This window comes from Burkholderia sp. BCC1047 (assembly GCF_902833155.1).
In the GTDB taxonomy this organism is placed as follows: Bacteria; Pseudomonadota; Gammaproteobacteria; order Burkholderiales; family Burkholderiaceae; genus Burkholderia; species Burkholderia sola.
The window spans coordinates 383,876-409,771 of record NZ_CADFEH010000002.1 but is presented as its reverse complement, the minus strand read 5'-3'; the positions used below and the strand labels follow the sequence as shown (position 1 = coordinate 409,771).

The window sequence follows — 25,896 nt, the reverse complement described above, 5'->3', positions numbered from 1 at the left end:
AGCCTGCAGGCGTGCCGGCACGGTGGCCGCGATCAGCGGCGTTCGAGCGCGAGCTTCACGCCCAGCGCCAGCAGGACCATGCCGCTGACGCGATGCATGCGCGTCAGGATGCGCGGGTTGCGGCGAATCGACGCCGACAGCAGGCCGGCGAACAGCGCGACCGGCCCCTTGACGAGAAACGTCAGGCCGGCAAACGTCGCGCCCAGCACGAACAGCGACAACATCGGGTGCGCGGCGCCCGCCGGAACGAATTGCGGCAGAAACGCCAGGTAGAAAAGCGCGACCTTCGGATTCGACACGTTGGACAGCGCGCCTTGCGCGAACGTCCGGAGCCGCGATTCCGGCGCGGCGCCGCTGCCCGCGAGCGTCAATTCGCCCGACGAACGCAACAGCGTGATGCCGAGATACAGCAGGTACAGCGCGCCGATCACCTTCAGTGCGGTGAACAGCCATTCGGATGCCTGAAGAAGCGCGCCCAGCCCGAGCGTCGCGAGCATCGTGTGGACGAGCAGCCCGACGCTGACGCCCGCGGCGGTCACGAGGCCTGCGCGCGTGCCGCCGGACAGCGTGCACGACATCACGAGCACCATGTCCTGGCCGGGCGTCAGGATGATCAGAAGGGAGGTGGCCATGAACGGCAACCAGGCGACGTGCGGCATCGGGAATCTCCTGAGAGCGGCGCCGCGGCGGGCGGGAATCGCGCGCTTCCGGGCCGGGGCAGTCGTCAGATTATCGGGAATTTTCCGTGGAGATTGGATGCAAACCCGGCTATTTTTGGAGTCACATTTGGCGTTATTCTCCAATATCAACTTCATTGATAGCCAAAAATGCCAATCAAACTGGACGCGATCGATCGACGCATCCTGCGTGCGTTGCAGCAGAATTCGAACCAGACGAACGCCGACATCGCGCAACAGGCCGGGCTCTCGCCCACACCGTGCCTGCGTCGGGTTCACCTGCTCGAGGAACAGGGCGTGATCGATGCGTACGTCGCGCTGCTGAACCCCGCAGCCGTCGAGCTGCGCTTCACGGCATTCGTCCGCGTCACGCTGGAGCGCCAGGACAAGACGACGGTCGAACGCTTCGCGCGCGAGATGGAGCAGGCGCCCGAAGTACTCGAATGCCACCTGATGGCCGGCAGCTACGACTATCTGCTGCGCGTGATCGCGAAGGATCTCGACGACTATCAGCGCTTCCAGATGGAGACGCTCACGCAGATCGAAGGCGTACGCAACGTCGAAACCGAGATCCCGCTGAAGCGCATCAAGCAGACGATGCGGCTACCGATCTAGGTGTCGGGAAACGCCATCCGGATCGATGCGGGCAGCGCGTCCAGGTCAGGTCCAGTCGCGAAACGGGTTGTCCCATGCGGTCCAGTGTTCCGGGCCGGCGGCCATCTCGGCGTCGGTCAGCAGACACGCGTCGAAGCGCGCGCGCAACGCCGGCTCGTCCATGTCCATGCCGATCAGCACGAGTTCCTGCCGTGCATCGCCGACGTGCTCGTCCCAGCGCGCACGGATTTGCGCGACGGCTTCCGCGTCCCGCGGCCAGCGCTCGGGCGGCACGGCCGCCCACCAGTGGCCGGCCGGCCCGTGCCGCGCGACCGCGCCAGCCTGCGACCACGAACCGGCGACGGTCGGATGCGTGGCCAGCCAGAAGAATCCCTTCGAGCGGACGACGCCCGGCCATTCGCTTTCGACGAGATCGAAAAAGCGCTGCGGATGAAACGGCCGCCGCGCGCGATAGACGAAGCTGCGGATCCCGTATTCGTCGGTCTCCGGCGTATGCGTGCCGCGCATCTCCTGCAGCCAGCCCGGCGCGCGCGACGCCGCGTCGAAATCGAACAGCCCGGTGTCGAGCACGCGCTCGAGCGGCACCTTGCCGAACTCGGCGATCTCGATCCGCGCACGCGGGTTCAGCCCGCGCAGCAGCGCGATCAGCCGCTCGCGCGCGCTGACGTCGATCAGGTCGATCTTGTTGATCACGAGCACGTCGCAGAATTCGATCTGGTCGATCAGCAGATCGACGACCGTGCGCGCGTCCTCGTCGCCCATCGATTCGCCGCGTGCTTGCAGGCTGTCGCGCGACGCGTAGTCGCGCAGGAAATTGAACGCGTCGACCACCGTCACCATCGTGTCGAGCCGCGCGACTTCGCCAAGGCTACGGCCGTCCTCGCCTTCGAACGTGAACGTCTCGGCCACCGGCAGCGGCTCCGAGATGCCGGTCGATTCGATCACGAGCTGATCGAAGCGCCCTTCGCGCGCGAGCCGGTCGACCTCGATCAGCAGATCCTCGCGTAGCGTGCAGCAGATGCAGCCGTTGCTCATCTCGACCAGCTTCTCGTCGGTGCGCGACAGCCCCGCGCCGCCGTCGCGCACGAGCGCCGCGTCGATGTTGACCTCCGACATGTCGTTGACGATGACCGCGACGCGCCGGCCCTCGCGATTATTGAGGATGTGGTTGAGCAGCGCCGTCTTGCCGGCGCCGAGAAAGCCGGACAGGACGGTCACGGGAAGGCGCGTGGACGGATGAAAGGCGGGGCTCATCGGGCGATTCCGGAACAGGACGTTGAGGATGAAATGATATATTGTATCGATACGATATAACATATCATTTCGAACGTCCAGCAGGCCGTTCATCGATGTGGCGACAGCGAAGGCAGTACGCGGCGCCGTGCCGGTACTGCCCCGCCGCCAATTAGGTATAGAGCGACGCCGGCGGCAGTTCCGCGGTCAGCGCGAACCGGCCGACATCGCGCAACCGATAGTCGAGCGGATCGTGCAGCGTATGCGTGCGCGCATTCCGCCAGAAGCGGTCGAGGCCCAGGGACGCGGCCGTCGCGCGCGCGCCGCACGCATCGAACAGCGCCTCGCCGTTGTCGAGCGCCGCGCGCTGCGCGACGATCTTCGCTTCCGATACCGCGAGCGCGACTTCAGCGCGTTCGTCGGCCGTCAGCGCATCCTGCCGCACCCACGCGTGCTGCAACGCGCCGGCCGCGCGATCGGCCAGCGCCGCCGCCGCAACCGCGCGCACGCGCATGTCGCCGAAGCGCTGCAGCGTGTACGGATCGTCTTCGGCCCGCTCGACGCCCGAGTGAATCCACGGGCGGCCATGCTGCCGCACGTAGTCGCGCGCCTCGGCCAGCGCGCCTTCCGCCAGGCCGACGAACAGGTTCGTCAGCACGAGCTGCGACACGAGTGTGCGCAGCGTCGCGCGCGGCGTCGGCGCGGTCTCGGAGCGGTGCAGCACCTCGTCCGCCGCGAGTATCACGCCGTCGAAGCGCACGCTGCCGCTGTCGGTCTGACGCTGGCCGACCGGATCCCAGTCGTCGTTGACGGTGATCCCGGCCCGATCTGTCGGCACCACGCCGAACACGGTGCGGCCGATCGCCGGGTCGTGCGCGGACACCGTCATCCGCTGCGAGCCGCGCGTGCCGGAACAGAAGCCCTTCACGCCGTCGAGCCGGTAGCCGCCGTCGGGCGTCGCCGTGGCGACGAGCCGCGTGTCGAGCGGATTGACCGCGTTGCCCCACCACCAGCGCCCGTCGACCGTGCCGCGCAGATAGCGCTCGCGCTGCGCGGCGCTGCCCCACACGTCGACGCTCACCACCTGCAGACACTGGAAGCCGACGAGATGCGCGAGCGCGCTGTCGACCCGCGCGACCTGCCGGATCACGTCGTAGATCGCGGGCCACGCCGCTTCCTGCCCGCCGAACGCACGCGGCACCGCGAGCGTCAGCAAGCCCGCGTCGGCGAGCCACTGCTTCTCCTGCGCCGCATGACCGCCGGCGCGGTCGCGCTCGGCGGCGCTCACGCGCAGCGCATCGATCGCGCGTGCCAGCGCGGCGCGGTCGACGGCCGGTGTATCGGTATCCGGCGCCAGCGTCGCCGGGCCGCGTGGATCGTTCATGCGACAGCTTCCTGTTCAACGGTTTCGCCCGACAGCGGGACGAGCGCGCCAAGCTGGCGGCCGGTCAGCCGCGACAGGATCTCGCGCCGCCAGTCGTCGTAGATCGCACGATATTCGGCGATATCCGCGCCGAACACCAGTGCGGTATGCGCGTACTCGTCGTGCAGATAGCCGTCGAGCCGTGCCTGGGTTTCCTCGTCGGCCGCGATCACGCGATCGATCAGCGCGTCGCGCTCGGCCACCGGCAGCGCCTGTAGCGTGTCGAACCACCACTGGACGATCTGCACGCGATGCCATTCCTCGTCCGGGCGAATCCGGTTCTCGCCGTGCTCGCGCATCGCGCTGTCGCCGATGCGACCGGTCTTGCGCTGAATCCACAGCTTCGCGAGGATGTGCAACTCGTAATGCCATTCGAACGCGAGAAAGCCCGCGACGTCGCGCACCGCGATATCGCCGATGCGCGCCCAGTGCGCGGCGACGAGGCGGTCGACTTCCGGCAGCGGATCGCGCCCCGTGAGTTCGGTCACGCGCTCACGGCCAATCACCGCGTGCGCGCCGTCGTCGCCCAACTGGCGCGACAAGATCAGCTGGAAATGCGGATCGTCACGGAACAGCGTGTCGATCGCCTTCGCGACGACCTGCACAATGAACAGGTCGTGCGACGCCATCTTCGTGTAGTAGTCCGCGACGGCAGCCAGCTCGTCGCCGTTGCGCGGCTCGCGCGGCGGCGTCGCCACCTTGTCGGGGAAGTCCGGGCGATGGCGTCGCGCCACCTGCAGAAACAGCGCTTCCTCGAATTGTCCGTTCCATTCGCGCGGCGCGCCGATGGGCAAGGTCATGGTTTTTTCTCTCAGGATCAGGAATGAAGCGAGCGGACGCTTGTGGCGTCGCTCAGGTTCGCCGGGTCACGCGTCGGACCAGGCGGTCGCCCGTGATTTGCACGGCCGAGACGAGCGCGATCAGGATCACGATCACGGTCGCCATGACGGTGGTGTCGAAACGTTGATAGCCGTAGCGGATCGCGAGATCGCCAAGGCCGCCCGCGCCGACGGCGCCCGCCATCGCGGTCGAGCCGATCAGCGCGACGACGGTGATCGTGAAGCCGCCGAGCATGCCGGGCAGCGCTTCGGGCAGCAACACGTGCCACACGATGTGGCGGCGCTTCGCGCCCATCGCGAGCGCGGCCTCGATCAGCCCGCGATCGACTTCGCGCAGGCTCACTTCGGCGATCCGCGCGAAGAACGGGATCGCGGCGATCGACAGCGGCACGACGGCCGCCCATACGCCGATCGTCGTGCCGATCAGGATGCGCGTGAACGGCAGCAGCGCGACCAGCAGGATGATGAACGGCGTCGAGCGGAACACGTTGACGAGCGCGCCGAGCACCGCGTTCACGCCGCGCCGCGCGTAGATGCCGCCGGGCGCGGTGGTCACGAGGATCACCGCGAGCGGGATGCCGATCAGCGCGGCGATCGCGGCCGACGCGGCGACCATCGACAGCGTGTCGCGGATCGCGTCGAGCAGTTCGGGCCACCAGAGCTCAAACATAGCCGAGCACCTCCGCATGATTCGCATGACGGCGCGCACGTTCGAGCAGCGCGGCGACCGCGCCGCCGCGCGTGGCCGACGGGCCGGCGTCATCGGCACGCGGCGTCGCGGCGATCACGAGCCGCCCTTGCGCATGCCCCTGGATGCTCTCGATGCCACCGTGCAGGAACCGCACGGAGCCGCCGAGCGCCGCCGCGAGCGCGCCGACGTCCGGTTCGCCGCCGCTCTCGCCCGTATAGCGGACGTCGAGCACGATCTGCGCGCCGTCAGGCAGCGCGGCCTGCTCGGGCAGCGGCCGCACGCGCGCGGCCAGTTCGGCCGGCAGGTCGTGCTGCAGCGTGCTCAGCAGCGCGCGCGTCGCGCCATGGCGCGGATCGCCGAACACGCGCCACACCGGGCCCGTTTCGACGACTTCGCCCTGTTCGATCACCGCGACCGTGTCGCATACCGCGCGGATCACCTCCATCTCGTGCGTGATCAGCACGATCGTCAGCCCGAGACGACGGTTGATGTCCGCGAGCAGCGCGAGGATCGATTGCGTGGTTTCCGGATCGAGCGCCGACGTCGCTTCGTCGCACAGCAGCACCTCGGGATCGTGCACGAGCGCCCGCGCGATGCCGACGCGCTGCTTCTGCCCGCCCGACAGGCTCGCCGGGTACGCATCGCGCTTCGCGGCGAGCCCGACGAGATCGAGCAGCGCGTCGACCTTGCGCACGCGTTCGGCCTTCGGCACGCCGGCGATCTTCAGCGGCAGCGCGACGTTCTCGAACACCGTCTTCGCGGACAGCAGGTTGAAATGCTGGAACACCATGCCGGTGCGGCGCCGCAACGCGACGAGGCCATCCTCGTCGAGCGCGCCGACGTCGACGCCCTGCACGCGCACGCGGCCCGAGCTGGGCCGTTCGAGGCCGTTCAAGAGGCGCAGCAGCGTCGACTTCCCCGCGCCGCTGCGGCCGATGATCCCGAACACCTCGCCGCGCCGCACGTCGAGCGTCACGTCGCGCAGCGCGGCGGCCTGGCCGCGCGGCGTCGCGAACACCTTGCCGACCTGCTCCAGCGACACGGCCGCGCCGTCGGCCGGCACGGCCGTTTCGTCATGCGCCGCCGCACCGACGCCGGCGCCGGCGCGCACGGCCGATGCCTCGATGAAACCCAGCGTATCGAACAATTGCGTCATCGCTTCGCTCCGTCACGTTCAGGCATGCGCGGGATGCGCGGGTTCGGCTGCGGCCGCCGGCCGGTGCTGCGCGCCGGTGTGCCAGGCGGGCAGGCGCGGGCCGGCGCCGAACAGCTTCTCGCGCAGCGTCGACGCGGGGTCGTAGTCTTCCTTGTAGACGCCGCGGTTCTGCAGCTCGGGCACGACCCAGTCGACGAAATCCTCGAACGACTCGGGCATCACGGTGCGCGTCAGGTTGAAGCCGTCGATGCCGGTCTCGTCGATCCACGCCTGCAGTTCGTCCGCGACCTGCGACGGCGAACCGACGATCGGCGCATAGCGGCCGCCGAGCGACATCTGTTCGAGCATCCGGCGCACGGTCCACGTGCCGGTCGTGCTCTTCTTCGAGATCGCATCGACGGCCGACTGGATCGAATCGGTCTTCACGTACGAGATCGGCTCGTCGAGGCCGTACTTCGCGAAATCGATGCCGGTCGAGCTCGCGAAATGCGCGAGGCCGGCTTCGGGGCTCGCGTAGCGCCGGTATTCGTCGAACTTTTCGCGGGCGAGCAATTCGGTCTCGGCCGTCACGACGCTCACGCCGGCGAAGATCTTGATCGAAGCCGGGTCGCGCCCCTGCCGCGCGGCGGCCGCGCGGATGTCGAGCGCCGCCGCGCGCGCCGCGGCCTTGCTCTGCCCGTTCACGAACACGCATTCCGCGTGACGGCCCGCGAACTCGACGCCGCGCGCGGACGAGCCGGCCTGGTACAGCACCGGCGTGCGTTGCAGCGACGGTTCGCTCAGATGGATCGCATCGATCGAATAGAACGGCCCGTCGTGCTTCACGCGCCGCACCTTGCCCGGCTGCGCGAACACGCGTGCCTGCGCGTCGCGGATCACCGCATCGTCGTCCCAGCTCTGTTCCCACAGCTTGTAGACGACGTCCATGTAGTCGTCGGCGCGCTCGTAGCGGTCGTCGTGGCCGATCTGCTGTGCGAGGCCCATCCCGCGCGCGGCGCTGTCGAGGTAGCCGGTGACGATGTTCCAGCCCACGCGCCCTTTCGTCAGATGATCGAGCGTCGACATGCGGCGCGCGAACAGGTACGGCGGCTCGTAGGTCAGGTTCGCGGTCACGCCGAAGCCGAGATGCCGCGTGACCTGCGCCATCGCGGGCACGAGCAGCAGCGGATCGTTGACGGGCACCTGCACCGATTCGCGCAGCGCGGCGTCGGGCCCGCCGCCGAACACGTCGTACACGCCGACGATGTCCGCGAGAAAGATCCCGTCGAACTTGCCGCGTTCGAGCGTCTTCGCGAGATCGGCCCAGTAGTCGAGATCGGTGTAGTGCGCGGAGCGGTCGCGCGGATGCGTCCACAGCCCGTGGTTGATGTGCCCGACGCAGTTCATGTTGAACGCGTTGAGCAGGATCTTCTTGCGGTTCGCCGTCGTCATGCCGCCTCCGTCACCATGCGATCGCGTACAGCGAGCCGAACGCGTTGTCGAGCGCTTTGCGCACCGCCGGCGAGTGCTGGTAGATCGAGATGAACTTGCGGATGCGCGGATCGTTCGCGCTCTCGGGCCGCACGACCCACTGGATCGCGAAGTTCTTGTTCTCGGTGCCGTCGAACAGCAGCGCGCTGTTCGGGTCGGTCGTGCCGGCGAGCTTGATGAAGCTCGGGTAGCCCTGCGCGAGGTCGACGTCGTCGAGCGAGCGCGCGAGCTGCGACGCTTCGAGCGGGATGATCTTCAGGTGCTTCGGATTGGCGACGATGTCGTGCGTCGTCGCGCGGTAGTCGGCGCCCGGCTTCAGCGTGATGAGCCCCGCGCGCTGCAGCAGCAACAGCCCGCGCCCGCCGTTGACCGGATCGTTCGCGATCGCGACGCGCGCGCCGTCCTTCAGCTCGGCGAAGCTTTTCACCTTCTTCGAATAGAGACCGATCTTCATGATCGTGCCGGGCGCGATCGAGATGAAGTTGTAGCCGCCCTGCTTCTTCGCGTTCTCGAGAAACGGGATGTGCTGGAAGTAGTTGACGTCGATGTCCTTGTTCGCGAGCGCCGCGTTCGGCGTATTCCAGTCGGTGAATTCGACGATCTTCACGTCGAGGCCCTGCTCCTTCGCCTCCTTCGCGGCGATCTTCAGCGCCTCGATCTGCGGGCTGGTCGAGATGCCGACCTTCAGCGGCGCGGTGTCGGCGCGCGCGCCGTTCAGCAGCACGACGCCGAGCAGCGCGGCCGTCAGCAGGCGGGCGAGGCGGGCCACACGGCCGGCGGAAAAGCGGGCGGAAAACACGGGATGCAGCATGGGAACCACTCTCCTGTCCAAAGACGGTATCGACGGATGAGCGAAGCCGCGGCGAACGCGCGGGCGTTCTCCGGACAGTCGTCGTCACGTCGGAAAAAGATCAGCCGATGATAGAGAGCGGCGGGGAGGCGGTCTACGAAGCGATTGTGCGAAGAAAATCGCGCGCGGCGATATGGCGGGCGGTACCGCGGGCGGCTGGCATGGCCGGGCGCCCGGGCCGCCGTCAGGCCGAAATCTCGGCCTCGCCGCCGCGGGAATTCCGAAATCTCGGCCAGCCCGCGCGGAAAACCGTTTCCGCAGACGAAATAAATCCCTTATGAATCAATGGATTAAAAATATTCCGGCGCTTCGGAATTCTGGCATGGGGGTTGCGTAATAGACGGCACACGATGCCGCGAAGCAATGCAGGCATTCCAAACATCAGGAGACACGTCTTGCAGACCTCTATCCATACCCCGTCCCATCCCGAGCCGATTGCGGCAGCCGGTCCCGCCACGCGCGAACGCTTCTGGCCGGAAGGCTGGTGGAAGCTGATGGAAATCCGCATCGGCATCATTCCGCTGCCGGTCTACGTGATCCTGTTCGGGCTGATCGTCGGCTTCGCGGTGACGGGCAAGGTGCCCGGCGAAATCTCGATGGCGATCGCCGTGCTCGCGTTCTTCGGCTTCACCTGCGCGGAACTCGGCAAGCGCCTGCCGCTCTTGCGCAACATCGGCGCGGCCGCGATCTTCGCGACCTTCGTGCCGTCCGCGCTCACGTACTACCACGTGCTGCCGAAGCCGGTGCTGAACCTCACGGTCGAATTCACGAAGTCGACCAACTTCCTGTACCTGTTCATCGCGTCGATCATCGTCGGCAGCATCCTGAGCATGGATCGCCGCGTGCTGATCCAGGGCTTCGTGAAGATCTTCATTCCGCTCGCAGCCGGTTCGGTCGCCGCGGCGATCGTCGGCACGGCGGTCGGCACCGCGCTCGGCCTCGGCGCGCGCCACACGCTGCTGTACATCGTCGTGCCGATCATGGCGGGCGGCGTCGGCGAAGGCGCGATTCCGCTGTCGATCGGCTATTCGGAACTGATGCACCTGCCGCAGGGCGAGATGTTCGCGATGGTGCTGCCGCCGGTGATGCTCGGCAGCCTGACCGCGATCATCCTGTCGGGTGCGCTCGACATGCTCGGCAAGCGCCTGCCGCACCTGACCGGCAACGGCCGCCTGCAGGTCGGCGAAAGCGGCGACATGACGCCGCAAAGCGAGGAGATCCGCGGCCACGTCGACGTCACGCACATCGCGGGCGCCGGCATCACCGCGATCACGCTGTACCTCGTCGGCCTGATGGCCCACAAGCTGTTCGGCCTGCCCGCGCCGGTCGCGATGCTGTTCCTCGCGGTGCTGGTGAAGCTCGCGCGCGCGGTGTCGCCGCCGCTGCAGGAAGGCGCGTTCGTCGTCTACAAGTTCTTCTCGACCGCCGTCACGTATCCGCTGCTGTTCGCGATCGGCGTCGCGATGACGCCGTGGGACAAGCTGACCGCCGCGTTCACGATCGTCAACGTGGTCACGATCGTGTCGACCGTCGCGACGCTGATGGGCACCGGTTTCGTGGTCGGCCGCCTGCTGAAGATGTACCCTATCGACACCGCAATCGTGAACGCCTGCCACAGCGGGCAAGGCGGCACCGGCGACGTCGCGATCCTGACCGCCGCGAACCGGATGCAGCTGATGCCGTTCGCGCAGATCGCCACCCGCATCGGCGGCGCGATCGTCGTCACGGTGACGCTGATCCTGGTCGCGCACTTCGGATAACGCGCGGCCGCGCGCACCGTCGCGCCGGCTGCCTCGCACGCGCCGCCGCCGGCTCTGCCGGCGCGCGGCGCGCGTCGTTCCGGGCGGGCGATTGCGGACGGCCGGTAGCGGACGGCCGGTTGCGGCTTCGATGAGGGCGAACGTGCAGAAGAGCTTCAAGGGAATCCCGTGGTGGGGCTGGGCATCGGCCGCTGTGCTGTATGTCGGCGTGGCCGGCGCGGCCGTCGATTTCGCATGGGAACGCGCGATCGACGCGCTCGAGGAAGCCGGCGCGCACCGGCTCGACCTGTACGCGTCGAGCCTGAAAAGCGAGCTCGGCCGCTTCGAGATCCTGCCCGGCCTGGTCGCGCGGCAGGACGGCGTGCGCGCGATGCTGAAAGCCGCGCCGAACGACGCACCCGCGCTCGTGCATGCGGTGAACACCTACCTCGAAGCCGTGAATCGCGACGCGGGCAGCGGCGCGGTCGACGTGATCGATCTGCAAGGCGACGTGATCGCCGCAAGCAACTGGAACGAGACGATCAGCTTCGTCGGCACCAACGTGTCGTACCGGCCGTACTTCAAGGACGCGCTCGCGCGCGGCAGCGGCCGCTTCTTCGGCATCGGCACCAACACCGGCGTGCCCGGCGTCTACTTCGCGAGCGCGGTGCGCAGCGACGGCGCGCCGATCGGCGTGGCCGCCGTGAAGATCAGCGTCGACCCGCTCGAATCGGCGTGGCGCGCGCCGGGCGTCGCCGCGCTGGTCGTCGACAGCAACGGCGTGGTCGTGATCTCGACCGAGCCCGCGTGGAAATTCACCGCGCTGCGCCCGATCACCGCGCAGCAGCAGCGCGACATCCAGGCGTCGCGCCAGTACGCGGGCCGCACCGTCGACGCGCTGCCCTATCGCCGCATCGGCGACCGCAGCTCGGCCGCGTGGTTCGGCACCTTCCCCGATCCGCGCCACGCCGGCCGCACCACGCGCTATCTCGTGATGTCGCGCCCCGCGCCGCAGGGCGGCGATTCGTTGATGGTGCTGCTCGACATCGCGGGCGCGCGGCGCCAGCAGCAGACGGCGTTCGTGTTCGTCACCGGCGCGTTCCTGATCGTCGCGCTGCTGGTCGGCTATGCGATCCAGCGCCGCCGGGCGATCCTCGCGCGACTGAGCGCGCAGGACACGCTGCGCCGCGCGAACGACCGGCTCGAACTGACCGTCGCGCAGCGCACGGCCGCGCTGACGGCCGCGAACGAGCGGATGCAGCGCGAGATCGACGAACGCGAACGCACCGAGCAGCGGTTGCGCGATTCGCAGCAGGAAGTGGTGCACGCGGGCAAGCTCGCGGTGCTCGGGCAGATGGCCGCCGGCCTCACGCACGAGCTGAACCAGCCGCTCGTCGCGATCCGCACGCTGTGCGACAACGCGCGCACGTTCTTCGAACGCGGCCAGCCGGCGCCGGCGCTCGCGAATCTCGAACGAGTCGGCAAGCTGGTCGACGGCATGGCCGTGCTCACGGGCGAACTGAAGACCTTCGCGCGCAAGCCCGACGTCGAGCGCGTCGCGGTGTCGCTGAACGAGGCCGTCGCGCATGCGCGGCTCATCTACGATGCGCGGATTCGCGACGAAGGCGTGCGGCTCGACGTCAACATCGCGCCCGGCACGACGGTCTCGGCCGAATCGAGCCAGTTGCAGCAGGTGATCGTGAACCTGCTCGGCAACGCGCTCGACGCGGTCCACGACGCACCGGTGCGCCGCATCGTCATCGACGCGGCCGGCCCGGACGAGGACGGCCGCGTGCGCTTCACGGTGGCCGACAGCGGCGCCGGCATCGCGCCCGACGTGCTGCCGCACCTGTTCGAGCCGTTCGTCACGACCAAGCCGCGCGGCCAGGGCCTCGGGCTCGGCCTCGCGATCACGTCGCGCATCGTCGAGGCGTTCGGCGCGAAGATCGCCGCGACGAACCGCGACGAAGGCGGCGCGCAGTTCACCATCGAATTCGCGGCGGCGACGCCGCAACAAAGGACAGAGCATGGAAGATGAGATTCGCGTGCTGGTCGTCGAGGACGACGAGAACGTCCGGATCGGCGTCGAGCAGGCCGTCGCGCTCGCCGGGTTCCCGGTCGACGCGTTCGCGTCGGCTGCCGACGCGCTCGCGCACGTCGCGCCCGGCGCGCCGGTGGTGATCGTGTCGGACGTGCGGATGCCGGGCATCGACGGGCTGCAACTGCTCGACCGCGTGATGGCCATCGATGCGCAGATTCCGGTCGTGCTGATCAGCGGCCATGCGGACATCTCGACGGCCGTCGGCGCGATGCAGGTCGGCGCGTACGACTTCATCGAGAAGCCGTTTTCGTCGGACGTGATCGCCGGCCGCGTCGCGCGCGCGGTCGAGAAGCGCCGGCTGACGCTCGAGGTGCAGGGGCTGCGCGCGGCGCTGAACAACTGGCAGGGCATCGAGGCGTTCGTGCTCGGCAAGTCGCCCGCGATGGCCGACGTGCGCAAGAAGATCCTGCGCCTCGCCGATACGTCGGTGTCGGTGCTGATCACCGGCGAGACGGGCACCGGCAAGGAGCTGATCGCGCGCAGCCTGCACGACTTCGGCGGCCGGCGCGACGCGCATTTCGTCGCGCTGAATTGCGGCGGCCTGCCCGAGCAGATCTTCGAGAGCGAGCTGTTCGGCCACGAGGCCGGCGCGTTCACCGGCGCGATCAAGAGGCGCATCGGCAAGATCGAATGGGCGGATGGCGGCACGCTGTTCCTCGACGAGATCGAGACGATGCCGATCGCGCTGCAGATCAAGATGCTGCGCGTGCTGCAGGAGCGCGTGGTCGAGCGGCTCGGCGCGAACGACCTGATTCCGGTCGACTGCCGCGTGGTGGCCGCGTCGAAGGCCGATCTCGCCGAACTCGCGGCCGACGGGCGTTTCCGCGCGGACTTGCTGTATCGCCTCAACGTCGCGCAGATCGAGCTGCCGCCGCTGCGCGAGCGGCGCGAGGACGTGCCGCTGCTGTTCGAGCATTTCGTGCTCGCGGCCGCGCGGCGCTTCGGGCAGCCGGCGCCGGTCGTCACCGCCGCGCAGGTGTCCGAACTGATGACGCACGCGTGGCCCGGCAACGTGCGCGAGCTGCAGAACGTGGCCGACCGCTTCGTGCTCGGGCTGACCGGCGACAGCCTGCTGTCGTCCGGCGGCACGCCGACGGCCGGCAGCACGCTCGCGGAGCAGCTCGCGTATTTCGAGCGAATGCTGATCGAGGACATGCTGCGGCGTCACAACGGCAACGTCGCGGACGCGAGCGAGGCGCTCGGCATGCCGAAGAAAACGCTCTATCACAAGCTGCGCAACCTGCGGATTCCCGCGCGCGGCGACGCGGCGGCCGACGGCGGCGAATGACGCGCACGAGGACACGCACAACAGCATGGATCGCATCGACATCACCGAACACGGCCGCATCGCCGGCCACCTGATCCGCGGCGTCACGCGCGCGCAGAAAACCTTTCGCCCGAGCGACTGGCCCGAGCGCCTCGCGGGCGTCATCACGCTGTTCGTCGGCGAACGGCGGCCCGGCTATCCGTGCGCGCTGTCGCGGCTCGCGATGCCGATCGTCGACGGCGGCGTCAAATGCCTGTTCGTGTCCGACGAATTGCGCGTCGTGTGTGCGGATGCGTTCGAATTCGCGATGCAGTTCGCGGCGGACAACGATTTGCCGGTCGAGCTTCAGCGCGTGCCGGCGTTGACGGTGCGGTGATGCGCCCCCTTCCCCCGCTCTGATGCAAAAGCGCGTGCGCGCAGGCCGCCGCACGCCCCTTTCGGCGCCGCAATCAATCGTCAGACGATTGAAGGCTTCGACACATGACCACGCTCCGACAAGGGTCTCCGGCGCAGCCATCAATAAAATTGATCGTCACGATGAAAATTATGCGTTTTCCTTGCAGGTCGCCGTGATGCATAGTTGCGTCGTGTTGACGCACCCTTGAGTCTTTCAGCCATGAACATGCGAATCGAGCCGTCCGTGCTCGCGAACCCCGACCTGCAATTTGCGACGCTTTCGTCAGGCATCAGCCTGCCGTATGTCGAGCGGGGCGGCGGTGCGCCGATGGTGTTCGTGCACGGCTCGCTGTGCGACTACCGCTACTGGGATCCGCAGCTTGCGGCGCTGTCGGCGCACTACCGCTGCATCGCGCCGAGCCTGAGCCACTACTGGCCGGCCGTCGAAGCGGGCATCCAGGACGAGTTCAGCTGGCAGAACCACGTCGACGAGCTCGCCGAATTCATCGACGCGCTCGATCTCGGCCCCGTGCATCTGGTCGGCCATTCACGCGGCGGCAGCGTCGCGTTCAACGTCGCGCGCCAGCATCCGCACCTCGTCGAATCGCTGACGCTCGCCGATCCGGGTGGCCCGCTCCAGCAGCCGGGCGTGCGCGAAGCCGCGCTGCCGGCCGCCGCGCTCGCGCTGCGCACGAAGGCCGTGAACCTGATCGATCAAGGCGAAGTCGAAGCCGGCCTCGAGATGTTCGTCGATTCCGTGAGCCTGCCCGGCGCGTGGAAGAAGAGCACGTCGCGCTTCCGTACGATGGCGATCGACAATGCGAGCACGCTGCCGAAGCAGCTGCGCGACCCGCTGCCCGCGTATTCGCAGCACACGGCCGGCGATATCGCGTGCCGCACGCTGCTGATCGACGGCCAGCGCAGCCCCAAGATGTTCCGCCACAACGTCGACACGCTGTCGCAGTGGATCGGCAATGCGCAACGGCAGACCGTCGCCGGCGCATCGCACGGGATGAATGCGGCGAGCCCCGCCGTGTTCAACCGTTACGTGCACGAGTTCGTCGCCGCGTAACGCGAGCGGGCGGCATACGCGCCGCCCCGTCTTCCTCCCTCTTGCAGAAGCGAAACGGCGCGGGCAGTCCGCCTCGTTTCGCATCCGTCTGCATCACGCAGCCGACGCTGCCTTGCGCGTCACCGCATCCGGCAACCCGAACACGCTGTCGAACGCCCAGTTGTACGTGAACGTGAAGATCGGGAAGAACACGATCAGCACCGCGTCGTACAGGAACGCCTGCCATAACGACACATCGAGCCACCACGCGATCAACGGAATCAGGAACGTCACGAGCGCGACCTGAAACCCGATCGCATGCACGACACGTCGCCCGACGGTGCGCGTCGTTTCGGTGCGCCGCCGCTCCCACGCCTCGAACCCGAGGTTGTACAGAAAATTGACGGTGACGCCCGTCGTCGAGATCATCACGCCGAGCAGCCCGCTCGTCGCCGCACTCGCGCCGCTCAGCATGCCGAGCACCGACGATGCGACGAGGATGCCGAGCACCTCGAACATCACGACGTAGACTATGCGTCTCTTCCATCCTTGCATAACCGGCCACCTTCATATCGAACAAGGTGGCGAGACTACAGCGGGCACTGCGTCCGCAAAAGTCAGGTCCTTTCAATTTTTCTGACAGGAGGCGGCCGACCATGCTGACCAGCGATCACATCGACATGCTGCTGACCGTCATCGACAAAGGCTCGTTCTCGGCAGCCGCGCGTGCGCTCGGCCGCACGCCGTCGGCGGTCAGCATGGCGATCGCGAACCTCGAGGCCGAACTCGACCTCGTGCTGTTCGATCGCGGCTCGCGCGAGCCGACGCCGACCGCCGCGATGGCCGCGCTGCTGCCCGACGCGCGCGCGATCGCCGAACGGCTGCATGCGCTGCGTGCGCATGCGCAGCACTTGTCGGACGGTGTCGAGGACACGCTTCGGCTCGGGCTCGCGGCCGAAATCGACGGCGCGCCGATTGCGCGCGCGCTGACGGCCGTCGCCGCGAAATATCCGGCGCTCGCGGTCAGCGTCGTCACCGCGCCGCAGGATGCGATCGTCGATGCGTTGCATCGCGGCGCCGTCGATCTTTGCGTCGCGTACGGCGGACTCGATCTTCATCCGCAGGAACAGATTCACGCGTTGTGGACCGAGACGCTGATCGCGGTTGCCGCGCCCGGTCATCCGGCGATTGCCGACGCCGCGCATCCGGAGGCGATCGAGCGGTTGTCAGGGTTTCGGCAGATCGTGATCGCCGATCCGGAGCGGCCGCTCACCGACGTGCGGCCGCTGATCGGCAACCGCACGTGGAAGGTGACCGACATGGCGACCGCGATCGCGCTCGTGAAGGCCGGGCATGGCTGGGCGAATTTGCCGGAGTCGATCATCGGTCGGTATGTGGCCGACGGCGAACTCGCACCGCTCGTGTTCGCGAACATCCGCAACGGGCTGCCGTTGCCGGTGTATTTGAGGCGGCCGAAACATACGGGGCTCGGCAAGGCGGCGGGGGAACTCGTGCGGACGCTGCGGGCTGAAGACAGTCATAAAAAACCCGGCACACAGACCTAAGCCTGCATGCCGGGGTTCTTCGCTTCACGGCCGGCGAGCGACGACCCGCGCACCGTTCGCGCTTACCGCGCAGCCACCTCCGCCTTGACGGCCCCCACATCCCCGACAGCCGTCGGCGCCGGGCCCCACCCGCCGCCCAGCGCACGAATCAGATTAACGGTCGACACCGCCTGCGCACCCGTCAACTGGTTCGCCTGCAGTTGCGACTGCAACACCGACCGCTCGCTGTCGATCACGTCGAGATACGCGACCTCACCCTCTTGATACTGCGTCCGCGACAACGTCGCCGCCCGGCGCGACGCATTGACGGCCGCATCCTGCGCGCGGATCTGATCATCGAGCAGACGCAGGTCCGCAAGATTGTCCTCGACCTCGCGGAACGCGACGAGCACCTGCTGCCGGTAGTTCGCGACCTGCTCGTCGTACTGCGCGCGCGCCTGCTGCACGCCGGCCGCACGCCGTCCGCCGTCGAACAGCGGCAGCGTCAGCGCGGTGCCGGCGAACGGCCCGAGCAGGAACGTGCGGCTCGACCACAGGAACAGGTTGCCGAGCGTCGACGCTTCATACCCGAACGCGCCGGTGATATCCAGCTTCGGGAAATACGCCGACTTCGCCAGCCCGATCCGCGCGTTCGCGGCCGCCATCGCGCGCTCGGCCGCCGACACGTCCGGGCGCCGTTCGAGCAGCGCGGACGGCAGGCCTGGCGGAATCTTCACCGCGACCGGCACGATCGGCGTTTCCTTGAACGCGAAATCCGCCGGCGCCTTGCCGAGCAGAATGGCCAGCGCATGCTCGGACGCCGCGCGCCGACGCGCGACGCCGACCGCATCGGCCTGCGCGCTCGCCAGCTCGTTCTTCGCGCGCGACACGTCGAGCTCGCTGATGTCGCCTTCGTTGAAGCGGCGCTGCACGAGCTTCAGCGCCTGCTCGCGCAGCTCGACCGTGCGGCGGTACAGGTCCTGGTCCGAATCGAGCTGGCGCAGTTCGAAGTAGTTCTGCGCGACGTCGGCCTGCAGCGCGAGCTGCACCGAGCGGAACAGCGCTTCGCTCTGCGCCTGGTCGGCGCGCGACGCCTCGACGTTGCGGCCGACGCGGCCGAACAGGTCGGCTTCGTACGACACCGTGCCCTGCGCGCGCCACAGCGTCGCATTGGTCGGGCCGGTGCCCTGCGGCTGGAACTGCGACGCCGACGACAGCCCTTCGCGCGTCGGCCCGAACCCGGCGCCGATCTGCGGGAACCATTGCGAGCGCGCGGAACGGGTCGCCGCACGCGCTTCCTCGACCCGCGCGGCCGCGGCCTTCAGGTTCTGGTTCGCGGCGAGCGCCTGCGTCTCGAGCGAATCGAGCACCGGGTCGCCGAACACCTTCCACCATTCGCCGCGATGTTCACTGTCCGACGGCTCGGCCGTCTTCCACGTGCCGGCCTGCTCGCCGGCGGCGAGGGTCGGCGCTTCCTTGAACGCGGCGGGCGCCGCCGCGTCCGGACGCTTGTAGTCGGGGCCCACCGCGCACGCGGCGAGCAGCGTCGCGAGCAGGGTGCTCGCGGCCGCCACCTTCGCGAAGCGCATCAGGCCGTTCGTGTTGTGCAAGTTATTCATTTTCTGGTCCTCAAGCATCGGGCGCCGGCACGCCGTACCCCGTCGAATCCTTGCCGGCGACGTGAATCTTGCCGCCCGCGAGCGTACGCAGCACGACGTAGAACACCGGCGTCAGCATCAGCCCGAACAGCGTCACGCCCAGCATCCCGAAGAACACCGCGACACCCATCGCATGGCGCATTTCCGAACCGGCGCCGGTCGACGTGACGAGCGGCACCACGCCCATGATGAAGGCGATCGACGTCATCAGGATCGGGCGCAGCCGCAGCCGGCTCGCCTCGATCGCGGCCTCGAGCGGCGTCCTGCCGTCGTGTTCGAGTTCGCGTGCGAATTCGACGATCAGGATCGCGTTCTTCGCGGACAGCCCCACCAGCACCATCAGCCCGATCTGCGTGAAGATGTTGTTGTCGCCCTGCGTGAGCCACACGCCCGTCAGCGCCGACAGAATGCTCATCGGCACGATCAGGATCACCGCGAGCGGCAGCGTCAGGCTTTCATACAGCGCGGCGAGCACGAGGAACACGAGCAGCACGCTGATCGGGAACACGTACATCGCCGAATCGCCCGCGAGGATCTGCTGGTACGTGAGGTCGGTCCATTCGAACCGCACGCCGCGCGGCAGCGTTTCGTGCGCGATGCGCTCGACCGCGGCCTGCGCCTGACCCGACGAGAAGCCGGGCGCCGGGCCGCCGTTGATGTCGGCCGCCGTGTAGCCGTTGTAGCGCACGACCATTTCCGGGCCGAACGTCGGCGTCACCGTGACGAGCGACGACAGCGGCACCATTTCGCCCTTGTCGTTGCGCGTCTTCAACTGCAGGATGTCGTCCGCGCGCTGGCGGAACGGCGCGTCGGCCTGCACACGCACCTGGTACACGCGCCCGAAGCGGTTGAAGTCGTTCACGTACAGCGAACCGAGATACACCTGCATCGTGTTGAACACGTCGGTCACCGGCACGCCGAGCTGCTTCGCCTTCACGCGATCGAGATCGACGTTGAGCTGCGGCACGTTGATCTGGTAGCTCGTGAACAGCGGGCCGAGTTCAGGCGCCTGCTGCGCGCGCTTGATGAAGTCGTTGGTCGCATCCGACAGCTTCGCGTAACCGACCGCGCCGCGATCCTCGATCTGCATCTTGAACCCGCCGAGCGTACCGAGGCCGAGCACCGGCGGCGGCGGGAACACCGCGACGAACGAGTCCTTCATCGCGCTGTACTTCTGGTTCAGCGCACCCGCGATCGCGCCAGCCGACAGCGCCTTGCCGTGCCGTTCCGAGAACGGCTTCAGCGTGACGAACACGATGCCCGCGCTCGAGCTGTTCGTGAAGCCGTTCACCGACAGCCCCGGGAACGCGACCGCGCTCTCGACGCCCGGCTGCTTCAGCGCGATCGAACCCATATCGCGGATCACCTTCTCGGTGCGGTCGAGCGATGCGCCGTTCGGCAGCTGCGCGAACGCGATCAGGTATTCCTTGTCCTGCGCGGGCACGAAGCCGCCCGGCACGACCTTCGACACGAGCACCGTCGCACCCACCAGCACGAGGTACACGCCGAGCATCAGCGTCTTGCGCGACAGCACGCCGCGCACGCCGCGGCCGTAGTTCTCCGCGCCGCGATGGAACACCTTGTTGAAGCCGCGGAAGAAGCCGCCGAGCACGCGGTTCATCACGCGCGTAAGCCAGTCCTCCTTGTCGCCGTGCCCCTTCAGCAGGATCGCGGACAGCGCCGGCGACAGCGTCAGCGAGTTGAACGCCGAGATCACCGTCGAGATCGCGATGGTCATCGCGAACTGCTTGTAGAACTGGCCAGTCAGGCCCGACATGAACGCGAGCGGCACGAACACGGCGACCAGCGTCAGCGCGATCGCGATGATCGGCCCGCTCACTTCCTGCATCGCCTTGTAGGTCGCCTGCCGCGCGTTCATCCCGCCTTCGATGTTGCGCTCGACGTTCTCGACGACGACGATCGCATCGTCGACCACGATCCCGATTGCGAGCACCATCCCGAACAGCGACAACGCGTTGATCGAATACCCGAACGCGAGCAGCAGCGAGAACGTGCCGATGATCGACACCGGCACCGCGATCAGCGGAATCAGCGACGCGCGCCAGGTCTGCAGGAACACGATCACGACGATCACGACCAACGCGATCGCTTCGAGCAGCGTGTGCACGACGGCCTTGATCGACGAGCGCACGAACTGCGTCGGGTCATAGACGATCTTGTAGTCGACGCCCGCAGGCATGTCCTGCTTCAGCTCGGCCATCGTCTTGCGCACTTCGTCCGAGATCTGCAGCGAGTTCGCGCCCGGCGACTGGTTGATCGCCATCGCGACGGCCGGCTTGTTGTCGAGCAGCGAGCGCAATCCGTATTCGGATGCGTCGAGCCCGATCCGCGCGATGTCGCGCAGGTGCGTGACGCCGCCGTCCGGCGTCGTCTTCACGACGATGTCGCCGAATTCGTCTTCCGTCTGCAGACGGCCGCGCGCGTTCACCGACAGCTGCAGCGGCGTGCCGGGCAGCGACGGCGATGCGCCGATCACGCCGGCCGCGACCTGCACGTTCTGCTCGCGGATCGACTGCACGACGTCCTCGGCCGACAGCCCGCGCTGCGCGACCTTCTGCGGATCGAGCCACACGCGCATCGCGTAGTCGCCCGAACCCCACAGCTGCACCTGGCCGACGCCCTGGATCCGCGACAGGCGATCCTTCACGTTGATCAGCGCGTAGTTGCGCAGGTAGGTCATGTCGTAGCGGTTGTCCGGCGAGATCAGGTGGACCACCATCGTCAGCGTCGGCGAGCTCTTCACCGTCGTGATGCCGAGCCGCTGCACGTCTTCCGGCAAACGCGGCAGCGCCTGGTTCACGCGGTTCTGCACGAGCTGCGTGGCCTTGTCCGGATCGGTGCCGAGCTTGAACGTGACGGTGATCGTCATGTTGCCGTCGCTGTTCGCCTGCGACTGCATGTAGAGCATGTCCTCGACGCCGTTGATCTGCTCTTCCAGCGGCGACGCGACCGTCTCGGCGATCACTTTCGGGTTCGCGCCCGGGTACTGCGCCTTCACGATCACGGAAGGCGGCACGACTTCCGGATATTCCGAAATCGGCAGCAGGAACATCGCGATCACCCCGCCGAGCAGGATGATCACCGATAGGACTCCTGCGAAGATCGGCCGGTCGATAAAGAATTTGGAAATGTTCATGGGTTGCTCTGTCTGGTTGAACGCGGATGCGAAGCGGCGCGCCGCTTACGAATCCGCCTTCGCCGGTGCGGCCGGCTTCGCGTTATCCGCGAGCGGCGCGGACGGCTCGTCGCCGCCCGTCATCGGGACCATGTGCGGCTTCACCTGCGCGCCGGGACGCACGCGCTGCGTGCCGTTCACGACCACGCGATCGCCGGCGGCAAGGCCGCTCACGATCACGCGCCGGTTACCGTGCTGCATCCCCGGCTGCACTTCGCGATACGACACGCGGCCCTGCTGATCGACGACGAACACGAACTTCTTGTCCTGGTCGGTGTTGATCGCCGCGTCGTCGACGAGCAGCGCCTCGTGCGGCGCGCTGCCGCCCACCTTCACGCGTGCGTAGAGGCCCGGGACGAGCGTGCCGTCCGCGTTGTCGAAGCGTGCGCGCACGCGGATCGTGCCGGACGACGTGTCGAGCCGGTTGTCGACCGAATCGATCTCGCCGCTGCGCGAGTAGCCGGTTTCGTTCGCGAGGCCGAGCTCGACCGGCACCTTGCGGCCGCTGCGCGCGCCGTTGATGTATTGCAGATAGGTCTGCTCGTCCGCGTCGAACGACGCGTAGATCGGCGACACCGACACCAGCGTCGTCAGCGGCGCGGCCGATGCGCCGGCCGACACGACGTTGCCGAGCGTGATTTCCGCGCGCGACACGCGGCCCGATACCGGCGCGGTGATGCGCGTATAGCCGAGGTTGATGCGCGCCGTTTCCAGCGCGGCTTCGGCGGCCTTCAGGTTCGCGTTCGCTTCGCGCGCCGCATTCTGCTTCTCGTCGTAGTCGCGCTTCGCGATCGCGTTGTCGCCGATCAACCGCTGCGCGCGCTGCCAGTCGGTCTGCGCATAGCCGTTGCGTGCCTGCGCGGCCGCGAGCTGCGCGGCGGCGCGGTCGACTTCCGCCTGGTACGGGCGCGGGTCGATCACGAACAGCACGTCGCCCTTCTTCACGAGCGCGCCGTCCTTGAAGTTCACCGCGACGATCGTGCCCGACACCTGCGGGCGCACGTCGACTTTCTCGACCGCCTCGAGGCGGCCCGAATAGCTTTGCCAGTCGGTGACGGTCTGCGGCACGACGGTCGCGACGTCGACTTCGGGCAGCGGCGCCGCCGCTTTCTCGGGGGCGTTCGCGTTCACGCGCATCGCGCCGAACGTGCCGAGGCCGACGACGGCGAGCGTGACGATCGCCGCGGTCGCGATTCGGGAGCGGGAGGTGCGTAGGATGGCCATTTGGATCTCCGGTAAGCGTGGATTGGTTCTGGTTATTCGGAACGGTTCGGCTGGCGCGCCTGGAAGCGGCACTGAAAGAAGCGCACGGCTTCCTCGAATGCGGCTTCGTGCGTGGCGAGCGCGGCGTGCGTGATGTCCGGATAGCGGATCACCTGCGTGAGCACGCCCGACGAGATCAGGCAGCCCGCATATTTCTCCGCCTCGACGTGCAGCACGTCGTTCTGCGCGGTGACGACGAGCGTCGGCGGCAGCCCCGCGAGGCGCACCGACTCGATCGGCGCCGCGTACGGGTGCATGCGCTGCGCCGCCTGCGGCAGATATGCGCGATAACAGGCCGCGCATTCGCGCGCGGTGATGTCGGACGCGAGGCGCTCGGCGTCGCCGATGCGCGTCATGCTCGGATCGAGCATCGGCCCGAACAGCGCCTGCGCAGCGATCGACACTTCGCCGCGGTCGCGGGCGATGAAGGCCAGGCAGTTCGCGAGCTGGCCGCCCGCGTCGTGCCCGGCCACGCCGATCTTTTTCGGGTTGCCGCCGAACGCGCGGGCGCGCGTCGCGGCCCACACGGCGGCGCGATACGCATCCTCCGGCGCGGCCGGAAAAGGGAAGGCCGGCGCGAGCGAATAATCGACCGACACTACGAGCGCTGGTAAGCGTTCTGCTAAAAAGCGCGCGGCGAAATCCGCGTCTTCGAGCGAACCGCGGACGAAGCCGCCGCCGTGGAAATAAAGCACTACTGGCAGCCCGGTCTTGTCCGGACGGCGGTAGAGGCGCAGCACGATGTCCTGCGCGTAGCCGGGAATTTCCACTTCGGCAACCGTCAGCGCCGCGCCCGCTATGGCTTGAGCGGGCAGCGCGGCTTTCAGGAATTTGCTGAATTCAGAAGCGTCCATGACGATGCAGCGTCCATTTCGAGATGGAACGAATTCTGAGTCCGGCAGACATTGGGATAAATGCCTATAATCCGGCAACACAATTCAACGCCCCCGAACAATCCGAGGCTGCGTTTACCCACGAGGTAGCGCAGCCTTGTCGTTCCGGAGGCTCATTAGATTGCGGAGGTTGTGATGGACCGGCTTCAGGCCATGCAGGTGTTTACTCGCGTCGTCGATACAAGCAGCTTCACCAAGGCAGCAGAAACGCTCGGCTTGCCGCGGGCGTCCGTCACGACGATCATCCAGAATCTCGAAGCCTTCCTCGGCGTGCGGCTGATGCACCGGACCACGCGCCGGCTGTCGCTCACGCCGGACGGCGCCGCGTACTACGAACGATGCGTGCGAATCCTCGCGGACGTCGAGGAAACCGAAGCAAGCTTCCAGGCCAACAACCGGAAGCCGCACGGAAAGTTGCGTATCGACATGCCGGGCTCGATCGGGCGGCTGCTCGTGATTCCGTCGCTGTGCGAATTCCATACGCGCTATCCGGACATCGACCTGCAACTCGGCCTGTCCGACCGGCCGGTCGACCTGCTGCAGGAAGGCGTCGACTGCGTGATCCGCGTCGGCGCGCTGCAGGACTCGTCGCTCGTCGCGCGCCGCGTCGGCCTGTTCGAATGCGTGACGGTCGCGTCGCCCGACTATCTCGAGCACCACGGCGAGCCGCAGACGATCGACGACCTGAGCCAGCACAAGGCCGTCAACTACTTCTCGAGCCGCACGGGCCGCACGATCGACTGGACGTTCCTGATCGACGGCAAGGAAGTCGAGATGAAGATGGAGGGCATCGTGTCGGTGAACGACGCGGACGCGTACGTGACGTGCGGGATCGAGGGCTTCGGGCTGATCCAGCCGCCGCTGTTCATGGTGCTGCCGCACCTGCGCGAAGGCCGGCTCAAGGAAGTGCTGCCCGGCGTCAAGCCGCTGCCGATGCCGATCTCGGTCGTGTATCCGCACAGCCGCCATCTGTCGCCGAAGGTGCGCGTGTTCGTCGACTGGATCGCCGAGGTGTTCGACCGCTGCCCGCTGCTGAGCGGCAAGGGCAGCCTCGACGCGACGTGCAGCAAGCGGACGTTCGAGGAGGCCGAACGCGCGCCGGTGCTCGATACGCCGGTGATCAACGAGTGGGTTGCCTGAACGCGGCGCACCGCCGCGTCACTTCGCCCGCCAGTTGCGGATGAACGCGCCGACCTGCACGTGACGCGCGACGCGGCCGGGCCGCACCTCGTGCGCCAGCAGCCGCGCAAACTCGACGCGCTGCGTGTTCACATGCCGCGCGCAATGGCTATCGATCACCGCGATCTGGTGTTTCAGGAATGCGATCGTCTGCACGATGCCATTGCGCACGCTCGCGTGACACAACGTCAGCAGTTGATATTCCGCGATCTGCATGCGCGCCAGTTGACGTCGGCGCTGAACCAGCGCCTGCACGTGCGCCAGTTGCGGATCGGACAGCGGCTCGACGAGGCGCCCGCACGACGGATGCCGGTTCAGCGCATCCGCGAGCGCCGCCAGCAGGCGTGCCCGCGCCCCTTTTCCGTCGAGCGGTAGCGTCGCCGAATCCGGGAGCCAGTCCCGCGCCTGATGCGGCTTGACGATGGCAAGCGGCAATCGCAGCGCCTGCAGCGCGCACGCCACCTCATGCTCGGCCCCGCCGGCCGATTCCAGCACGATGACCGCGGGCGCCCATCCGGCGACCGCATCGGCCAGCGACTCGATGCCGAACGTCTCGTTCCGGTAACCGAAAATCGCGCTCACCGACGAAATACACATCTCTAGCGTGTCGTGTGTCACGCCGATCCCCACGCAAATGGGTTCGGGCGCCAGCCCC

22 protein-coding genes are annotated in these 25,896 nt (G+C 67.7%); 8 read left to right on the top strand and 14 right to left on the bottom strand.

All coding sequences use genetic code 11. The annotated features are described in order from the left end of the window. Positions 1–32: 32 nt before the first annotated feature. A complete protein-coding gene (locus HWX55_RS03840) occupies positions 33–659 on the bottom strand; it encodes a LysE family translocator (RefSeq protein ID WP_175974075.1) in 627 nt (208 codons plus the stop codon). Positions 660–827: 168 nt separating this feature from the next. Between HWX55_RS03840 and HWX55_RS03835 the strand changes: the two genes are divergently transcribed. Next, positions 828–1,292 carry an Lrp/AsnC family transcriptional regulator gene (locus HWX55_RS03835; RefSeq protein WP_175974073.1) on the top strand — a complete coding sequence of 155 codons (465 nt, stop codon included), beginning with the start codon at positions 828–830 and terminating at the stop codon, positions 1,290–1,292. A 45-nt stretch (positions 1,293–1,337) separates the two neighbouring features. Here the strand turns inward: HWX55_RS03835 and zigA are convergent, their stop codons facing one another. The 7 genes from zigA to HWX55_RS03800 all read right to left on the bottom strand — a co-directional run bounded on the left by zigA (position 1,338) and on the right by HWX55_RS03800 (position 8,915). Then, a complete protein-coding gene (gene zigA, locus HWX55_RS03830) occupies positions 1,338–2,546 on the bottom strand; it encodes a zinc metallochaperone GTPase ZigA (protein WP_175974070.1) in 1,209 nt (402 codons plus the stop codon). Positions 2,547–2,697: 151 nt separating this feature from the next. Next, a complete protein-coding gene (locus tag HWX55_RS03825) occupies positions 2,698–3,909 on the bottom strand; it encodes an acyl-CoA dehydrogenase family protein (protein ID WP_175974068.1) in 1,212 nt (403 codons plus the stop codon). Then, a complete protein-coding gene (locus HWX55_RS03820) occupies positions 3,906–4,748 on the bottom strand; it encodes a hypothetical protein (protein ID WP_175974066.1) in 843 nt (280 codons plus the stop codon). Before HWX55_RS03820 ends, HWX55_RS03825 begins: the two co-directional genes overlap by 4 nt. Positions 4,749–4,800: 52 nt before the next feature. Further along, positions 4,801–5,457: a methionine ABC transporter permease gene (locus HWX55_RS03815; RefSeq protein ID WP_050017321.1), complete on the bottom strand. Its 657-nt coding sequence runs from the start codon at positions 5,455–5,457 to the stop codon at positions 4,801–4,803. Then, positions 5,450–6,634 carry an ATP-binding cassette domain-containing protein gene (locus tag HWX55_RS03810; RefSeq protein WP_175974064.1) on the bottom strand — a complete coding sequence of 395 codons (1,185 nt, stop codon included), beginning with the start codon at positions 6,632–6,634 and terminating at the stop codon, positions 5,450–5,452. The genes HWX55_RS03815 and HWX55_RS03810 overlap by 8 nt, the downstream gene beginning before the upstream one ends. 18 nt (positions 6,635–6,652) lie before the next feature. Continuing rightward, positions 6,653–8,065, bottom strand: coding sequence for an LLM class flavin-dependent oxidoreductase (locus HWX55_RS03805; protein WP_175974062.1), 1,413 nt, complete (start codon positions 8,063–8,065; stop codon positions 6,653–6,655). Positions 8,066–8,075: 10 nt separating this feature from the next. Next, positions 8,076–8,915, bottom strand: a complete 840-nt coding sequence (locus HWX55_RS03800) for a MetQ/NlpA family ABC transporter substrate-binding protein (protein WP_050017324.1) — start codon at positions 8,913–8,915, stop codon at positions 8,076–8,078. A 434-nt stretch (positions 8,916–9,349) separates the two neighbouring features. Between HWX55_RS03800 and HWX55_RS03795 the strand changes: the two genes are divergently transcribed. From HWX55_RS03795 to HWX55_RS03775, 5 genes are all read left to right on the top strand, one after another. Next, positions 9,350–10,714 carry a 2-hydroxycarboxylate transporter family protein gene (locus HWX55_RS03795; RefSeq protein WP_175974060.1) on the top strand — a complete coding sequence of 455 codons (1,365 nt, stop codon included), beginning with the start codon at positions 9,350–9,352 and terminating at the stop codon, positions 10,712–10,714. 130 nt (positions 10,715–10,844) lie between these two features. Then, positions 10,845–12,731: an ATP-binding protein gene (locus HWX55_RS03790; RefSeq protein ID WP_175974058.1), complete on the top strand. Its 1,887-nt coding sequence runs from the start codon at positions 10,845–10,847 to the stop codon at positions 12,729–12,731. Next, positions 12,721–14,082 carry a sigma-54 dependent transcriptional regulator gene (locus HWX55_RS03785; RefSeq protein WP_175974056.1) on the top strand — a complete coding sequence of 454 codons (1,362 nt, stop codon included), beginning with the start codon at positions 12,721–12,723 and terminating at the stop codon, positions 14,080–14,082. The genes HWX55_RS03790 and HWX55_RS03785 overlap by 11 nt, the downstream gene beginning before the upstream one ends. Before the next feature lie 25 nt (positions 14,083–14,107). Then, positions 14,108–14,437 carry a DUF3579 domain-containing protein gene (locus tag HWX55_RS03780; RefSeq protein WP_175974054.1) on the top strand — a complete coding sequence of 110 codons (330 nt, stop codon included), beginning with the start codon at positions 14,108–14,110 and terminating at the stop codon, positions 14,435–14,437. 240 nt (positions 14,438–14,677) lie between these two features. Next, positions 14,678–15,529: an alpha/beta hydrolase gene (locus tag HWX55_RS03775; protein WP_175974052.1), complete on the top strand. Its 852-nt coding sequence runs from the start codon at positions 14,678–14,680 to the stop codon at positions 15,527–15,529. Between the two features lie 93 nt (positions 15,530–15,622). Here the strand turns inward: HWX55_RS03775 and HWX55_RS03770 are convergent, their stop codons facing one another. Then, a complete protein-coding gene (locus HWX55_RS03770; RefSeq protein WP_027790477.1) occupies positions 15,623–16,063 on the bottom strand; it encodes a PACE efflux transporter in 441 nt (146 codons plus the stop codon). A gap of 101 nt (positions 16,064–16,164) precedes the next feature. Here HWX55_RS03770 and HWX55_RS03765 point away from each other — a divergent pair, with 101 nt between their 5' ends. Then, positions 16,165–17,073 (top strand): LysR family transcriptional regulator, encoded by a 909-nt coding sequence (locus tag HWX55_RS03765; protein ID WP_175974050.1) that lies wholly within the window; start codon positions 16,165–16,167, stop codon positions 17,071–17,073. Positions 17,074–17,135: 62 nt separating this feature from the next. On the opposite strand, the gene opcM is transcribed toward HWX55_RS03765, so the two are convergent. From opcM to HWX55_RS03745, 4 genes are read right to left on the bottom strand one after another with little or no spacing between them, the layout of a single operon-like run. After that, positions 17,136–18,671 (bottom strand): multidrug efflux transporter outer membrane subunit OpcM, encoded by a 1,536-nt coding sequence (gene opcM, locus HWX55_RS03760; protein WP_175974048.1) that lies wholly within the window; start codon positions 18,669–18,671, stop codon positions 17,136–17,138. 10 nt (positions 18,672–18,681) lie between these two features. Beyond that, complete coding sequence (gene ceoB / locus HWX55_RS03755; RefSeq protein ID WP_050017332.1) at positions 18,682–21,867, bottom strand: multidrug efflux RND transporter permease subunit CeoB; 3,186 nt, start codon at positions 21,865–21,867, stop codon at positions 18,682–18,684. A 45-nt stretch (positions 21,868–21,912) separates the two neighbouring features. Next, positions 21,913–23,130 carry a multidrug efflux RND transporter periplasmic adaptor subunit CeoA gene (gene ceoA, locus HWX55_RS03750; RefSeq protein WP_050017333.1) on the bottom strand — a complete coding sequence of 406 codons (1,218 nt, stop codon included), beginning with the start codon at positions 23,128–23,130 and terminating at the stop codon, positions 21,913–21,915. Between the two features lie 32 nt (positions 23,131–23,162). Then, on the bottom strand, positions 23,163–24,023 hold the full coding sequence (locus tag HWX55_RS03745) for an alpha/beta hydrolase (RefSeq protein WP_050017334.1): 861 nt from the start codon (positions 24,021–24,023) through the stop codon (positions 23,163–23,165). Between the two features lie 174 nt (positions 24,024–24,197). Here HWX55_RS03745 and ceoR point away from each other — a divergent pair, with 174 nt between their 5' ends. After that, the gene (gene ceoR, locus HWX55_RS03740) at positions 24,198–25,202 is read left to right on the top strand and encodes a putative multidrug efflux transcriptional regulator CeoR (RefSeq protein ID WP_089489807.1); all 1,005 of its coding nucleotides are present in this window, start codon (positions 24,198–24,200) and stop codon (positions 25,200–25,202) included. A gap of 18 nt (positions 25,203–25,220) precedes the next feature. On the opposite strand, the gene HWX55_RS03735 is transcribed toward ceoR, so the two are convergent. After that, positions 25,221–25,838 (bottom strand): hypothetical protein, encoded by a 618-nt coding sequence (locus tag HWX55_RS03735; RefSeq protein WP_175974046.1) that lies wholly within the window; start codon positions 25,836–25,838, stop codon positions 25,221–25,223. Positions 25,839–25,896: the final 58 nt, after the last annotated feature.

What these genes read in the sequence shown, in the direction of transcription:
- HWX55_RS03840 (WP_175974075.1), bottom strand. Translation starts at nt 659, where the DNA reads ATGCCGCACGTCGCCTGGTTGCCGTTCATGGCCACCTCCCTTCTGATC.
- HWX55_RS03835 (WP_175974073.1), top strand. Translation starts at nt 828, where the DNA reads ATGCCAATCAAACTGGACGCGATCGATCGACGCATCCTGCGTGCGTTG.
- zigA (WP_175974070.1), bottom strand. Translation starts at nt 2,546, where the DNA reads ATGAGCCCCGCCTTTCATCCGTCCACGCGCCTTCCCGTGACCGTCCTG.
- HWX55_RS03825 (WP_175974068.1), bottom strand. Translation starts at nt 3,909, where the DNA reads ATGAACGATCCACGCGGCCCGGCGACGCTGGCGCCGGATACCGATACA.
- HWX55_RS03820 (WP_175974066.1), bottom strand. Translation starts at nt 4,748, where the DNA reads ATGACCTTGCCCATCGGCGCGCCGCGCGAATGGAACGGACAATTCGAG.
- HWX55_RS03815 (WP_050017321.1), bottom strand. Translation starts at nt 5,457, where the DNA reads ATGTTTGAGCTCTGGTGGCCCGAACTGCTCGACGCGATCCGCGACACG.
- HWX55_RS03810 (WP_175974064.1), bottom strand. Translation starts at nt 6,634, where the DNA reads ATGACGCAATTGTTCGATACGCTGGGTTTCATCGAGGCATCGGCCGTG.
- HWX55_RS03805 (WP_175974062.1), bottom strand. Translation starts at nt 8,065, where the DNA reads ATGACGACGGCGAACCGCAAGAAGATCCTGCTCAACGCGTTCAACATG.
- HWX55_RS03800 (WP_050017324.1), bottom strand. Translation starts at nt 8,915, where the DNA reads ATGCTGCATCCCGTGTTTTCCGCCCGCTTTTCCGCCGGCCGTGTGGCC.
- HWX55_RS03790 (WP_175974058.1), top strand. Translation starts at nt 10,845, where the DNA reads ATGAGGGCGAACGTGCAGAAGAGCTTCAAGGGAATCCCGTGGTGGGGC.
- HWX55_RS03785 (WP_175974056.1), top strand. Translation starts at nt 12,721, where the DNA reads ATGGAAGATGAGATTCGCGTGCTGGTCGTCGAGGACGACGAGAACGTC.
- HWX55_RS03780 (WP_175974054.1), top strand. Translation starts at nt 14,108, where the DNA reads ATGGATCGCATCGACATCACCGAACACGGCCGCATCGCCGGCCACCTG.
- HWX55_RS03775 (WP_175974052.1), top strand. Translation starts at nt 14,678, where the DNA reads ATGAACATGCGAATCGAGCCGTCCGTGCTCGCGAACCCCGACCTGCAA.
- HWX55_RS03770 (WP_027790477.1), bottom strand. Translation starts at nt 16,063, where the DNA reads ATGCAAGGATGGAAGAGACGCATAGTCTACGTCGTGATGTTCGAGGTG.
- HWX55_RS03765 (WP_175974050.1), top strand. Translation starts at nt 16,165, where the DNA reads ATGCTGACCAGCGATCACATCGACATGCTGCTGACCGTCATCGACAAA.
- opcM (WP_175974048.1), bottom strand. Translation starts at nt 18,671, where the DNA reads ATGAATAACTTGCACAACACGAACGGCCTGATGCGCTTCGCGAAGGTG.
- ceoB (WP_050017332.1), bottom strand. Translation starts at nt 21,867, where the DNA reads ATGAACATTTCCAAATTCTTTATCGACCGGCCGATCTTCGCAGGAGTC.
- ceoA (WP_050017333.1), bottom strand. Translation starts at nt 23,130, where the DNA reads ATGGCCATCCTACGCACCTCCCGCTCCCGAATCGCGACCGCGGCGATC.
- HWX55_RS03745 (WP_050017334.1), bottom strand. Translation starts at nt 24,023, where the DNA reads ATGGACGCTTCTGAATTCAGCAAATTCCTGAAAGCCGCGCTGCCCGCT.
- ceoR (WP_089489807.1), top strand. Translation starts at nt 24,198, where the DNA reads ATGGACCGGCTTCAGGCCATGCAGGTGTTTACTCGCGTCGTCGATACA.
- HWX55_RS03735 (WP_175974046.1), bottom strand. Translation starts at nt 25,838, where the DNA reads ATGTGTATTTCGTCGGTGAGCGCGATTTTCGGTTACCGGAACGAGACG.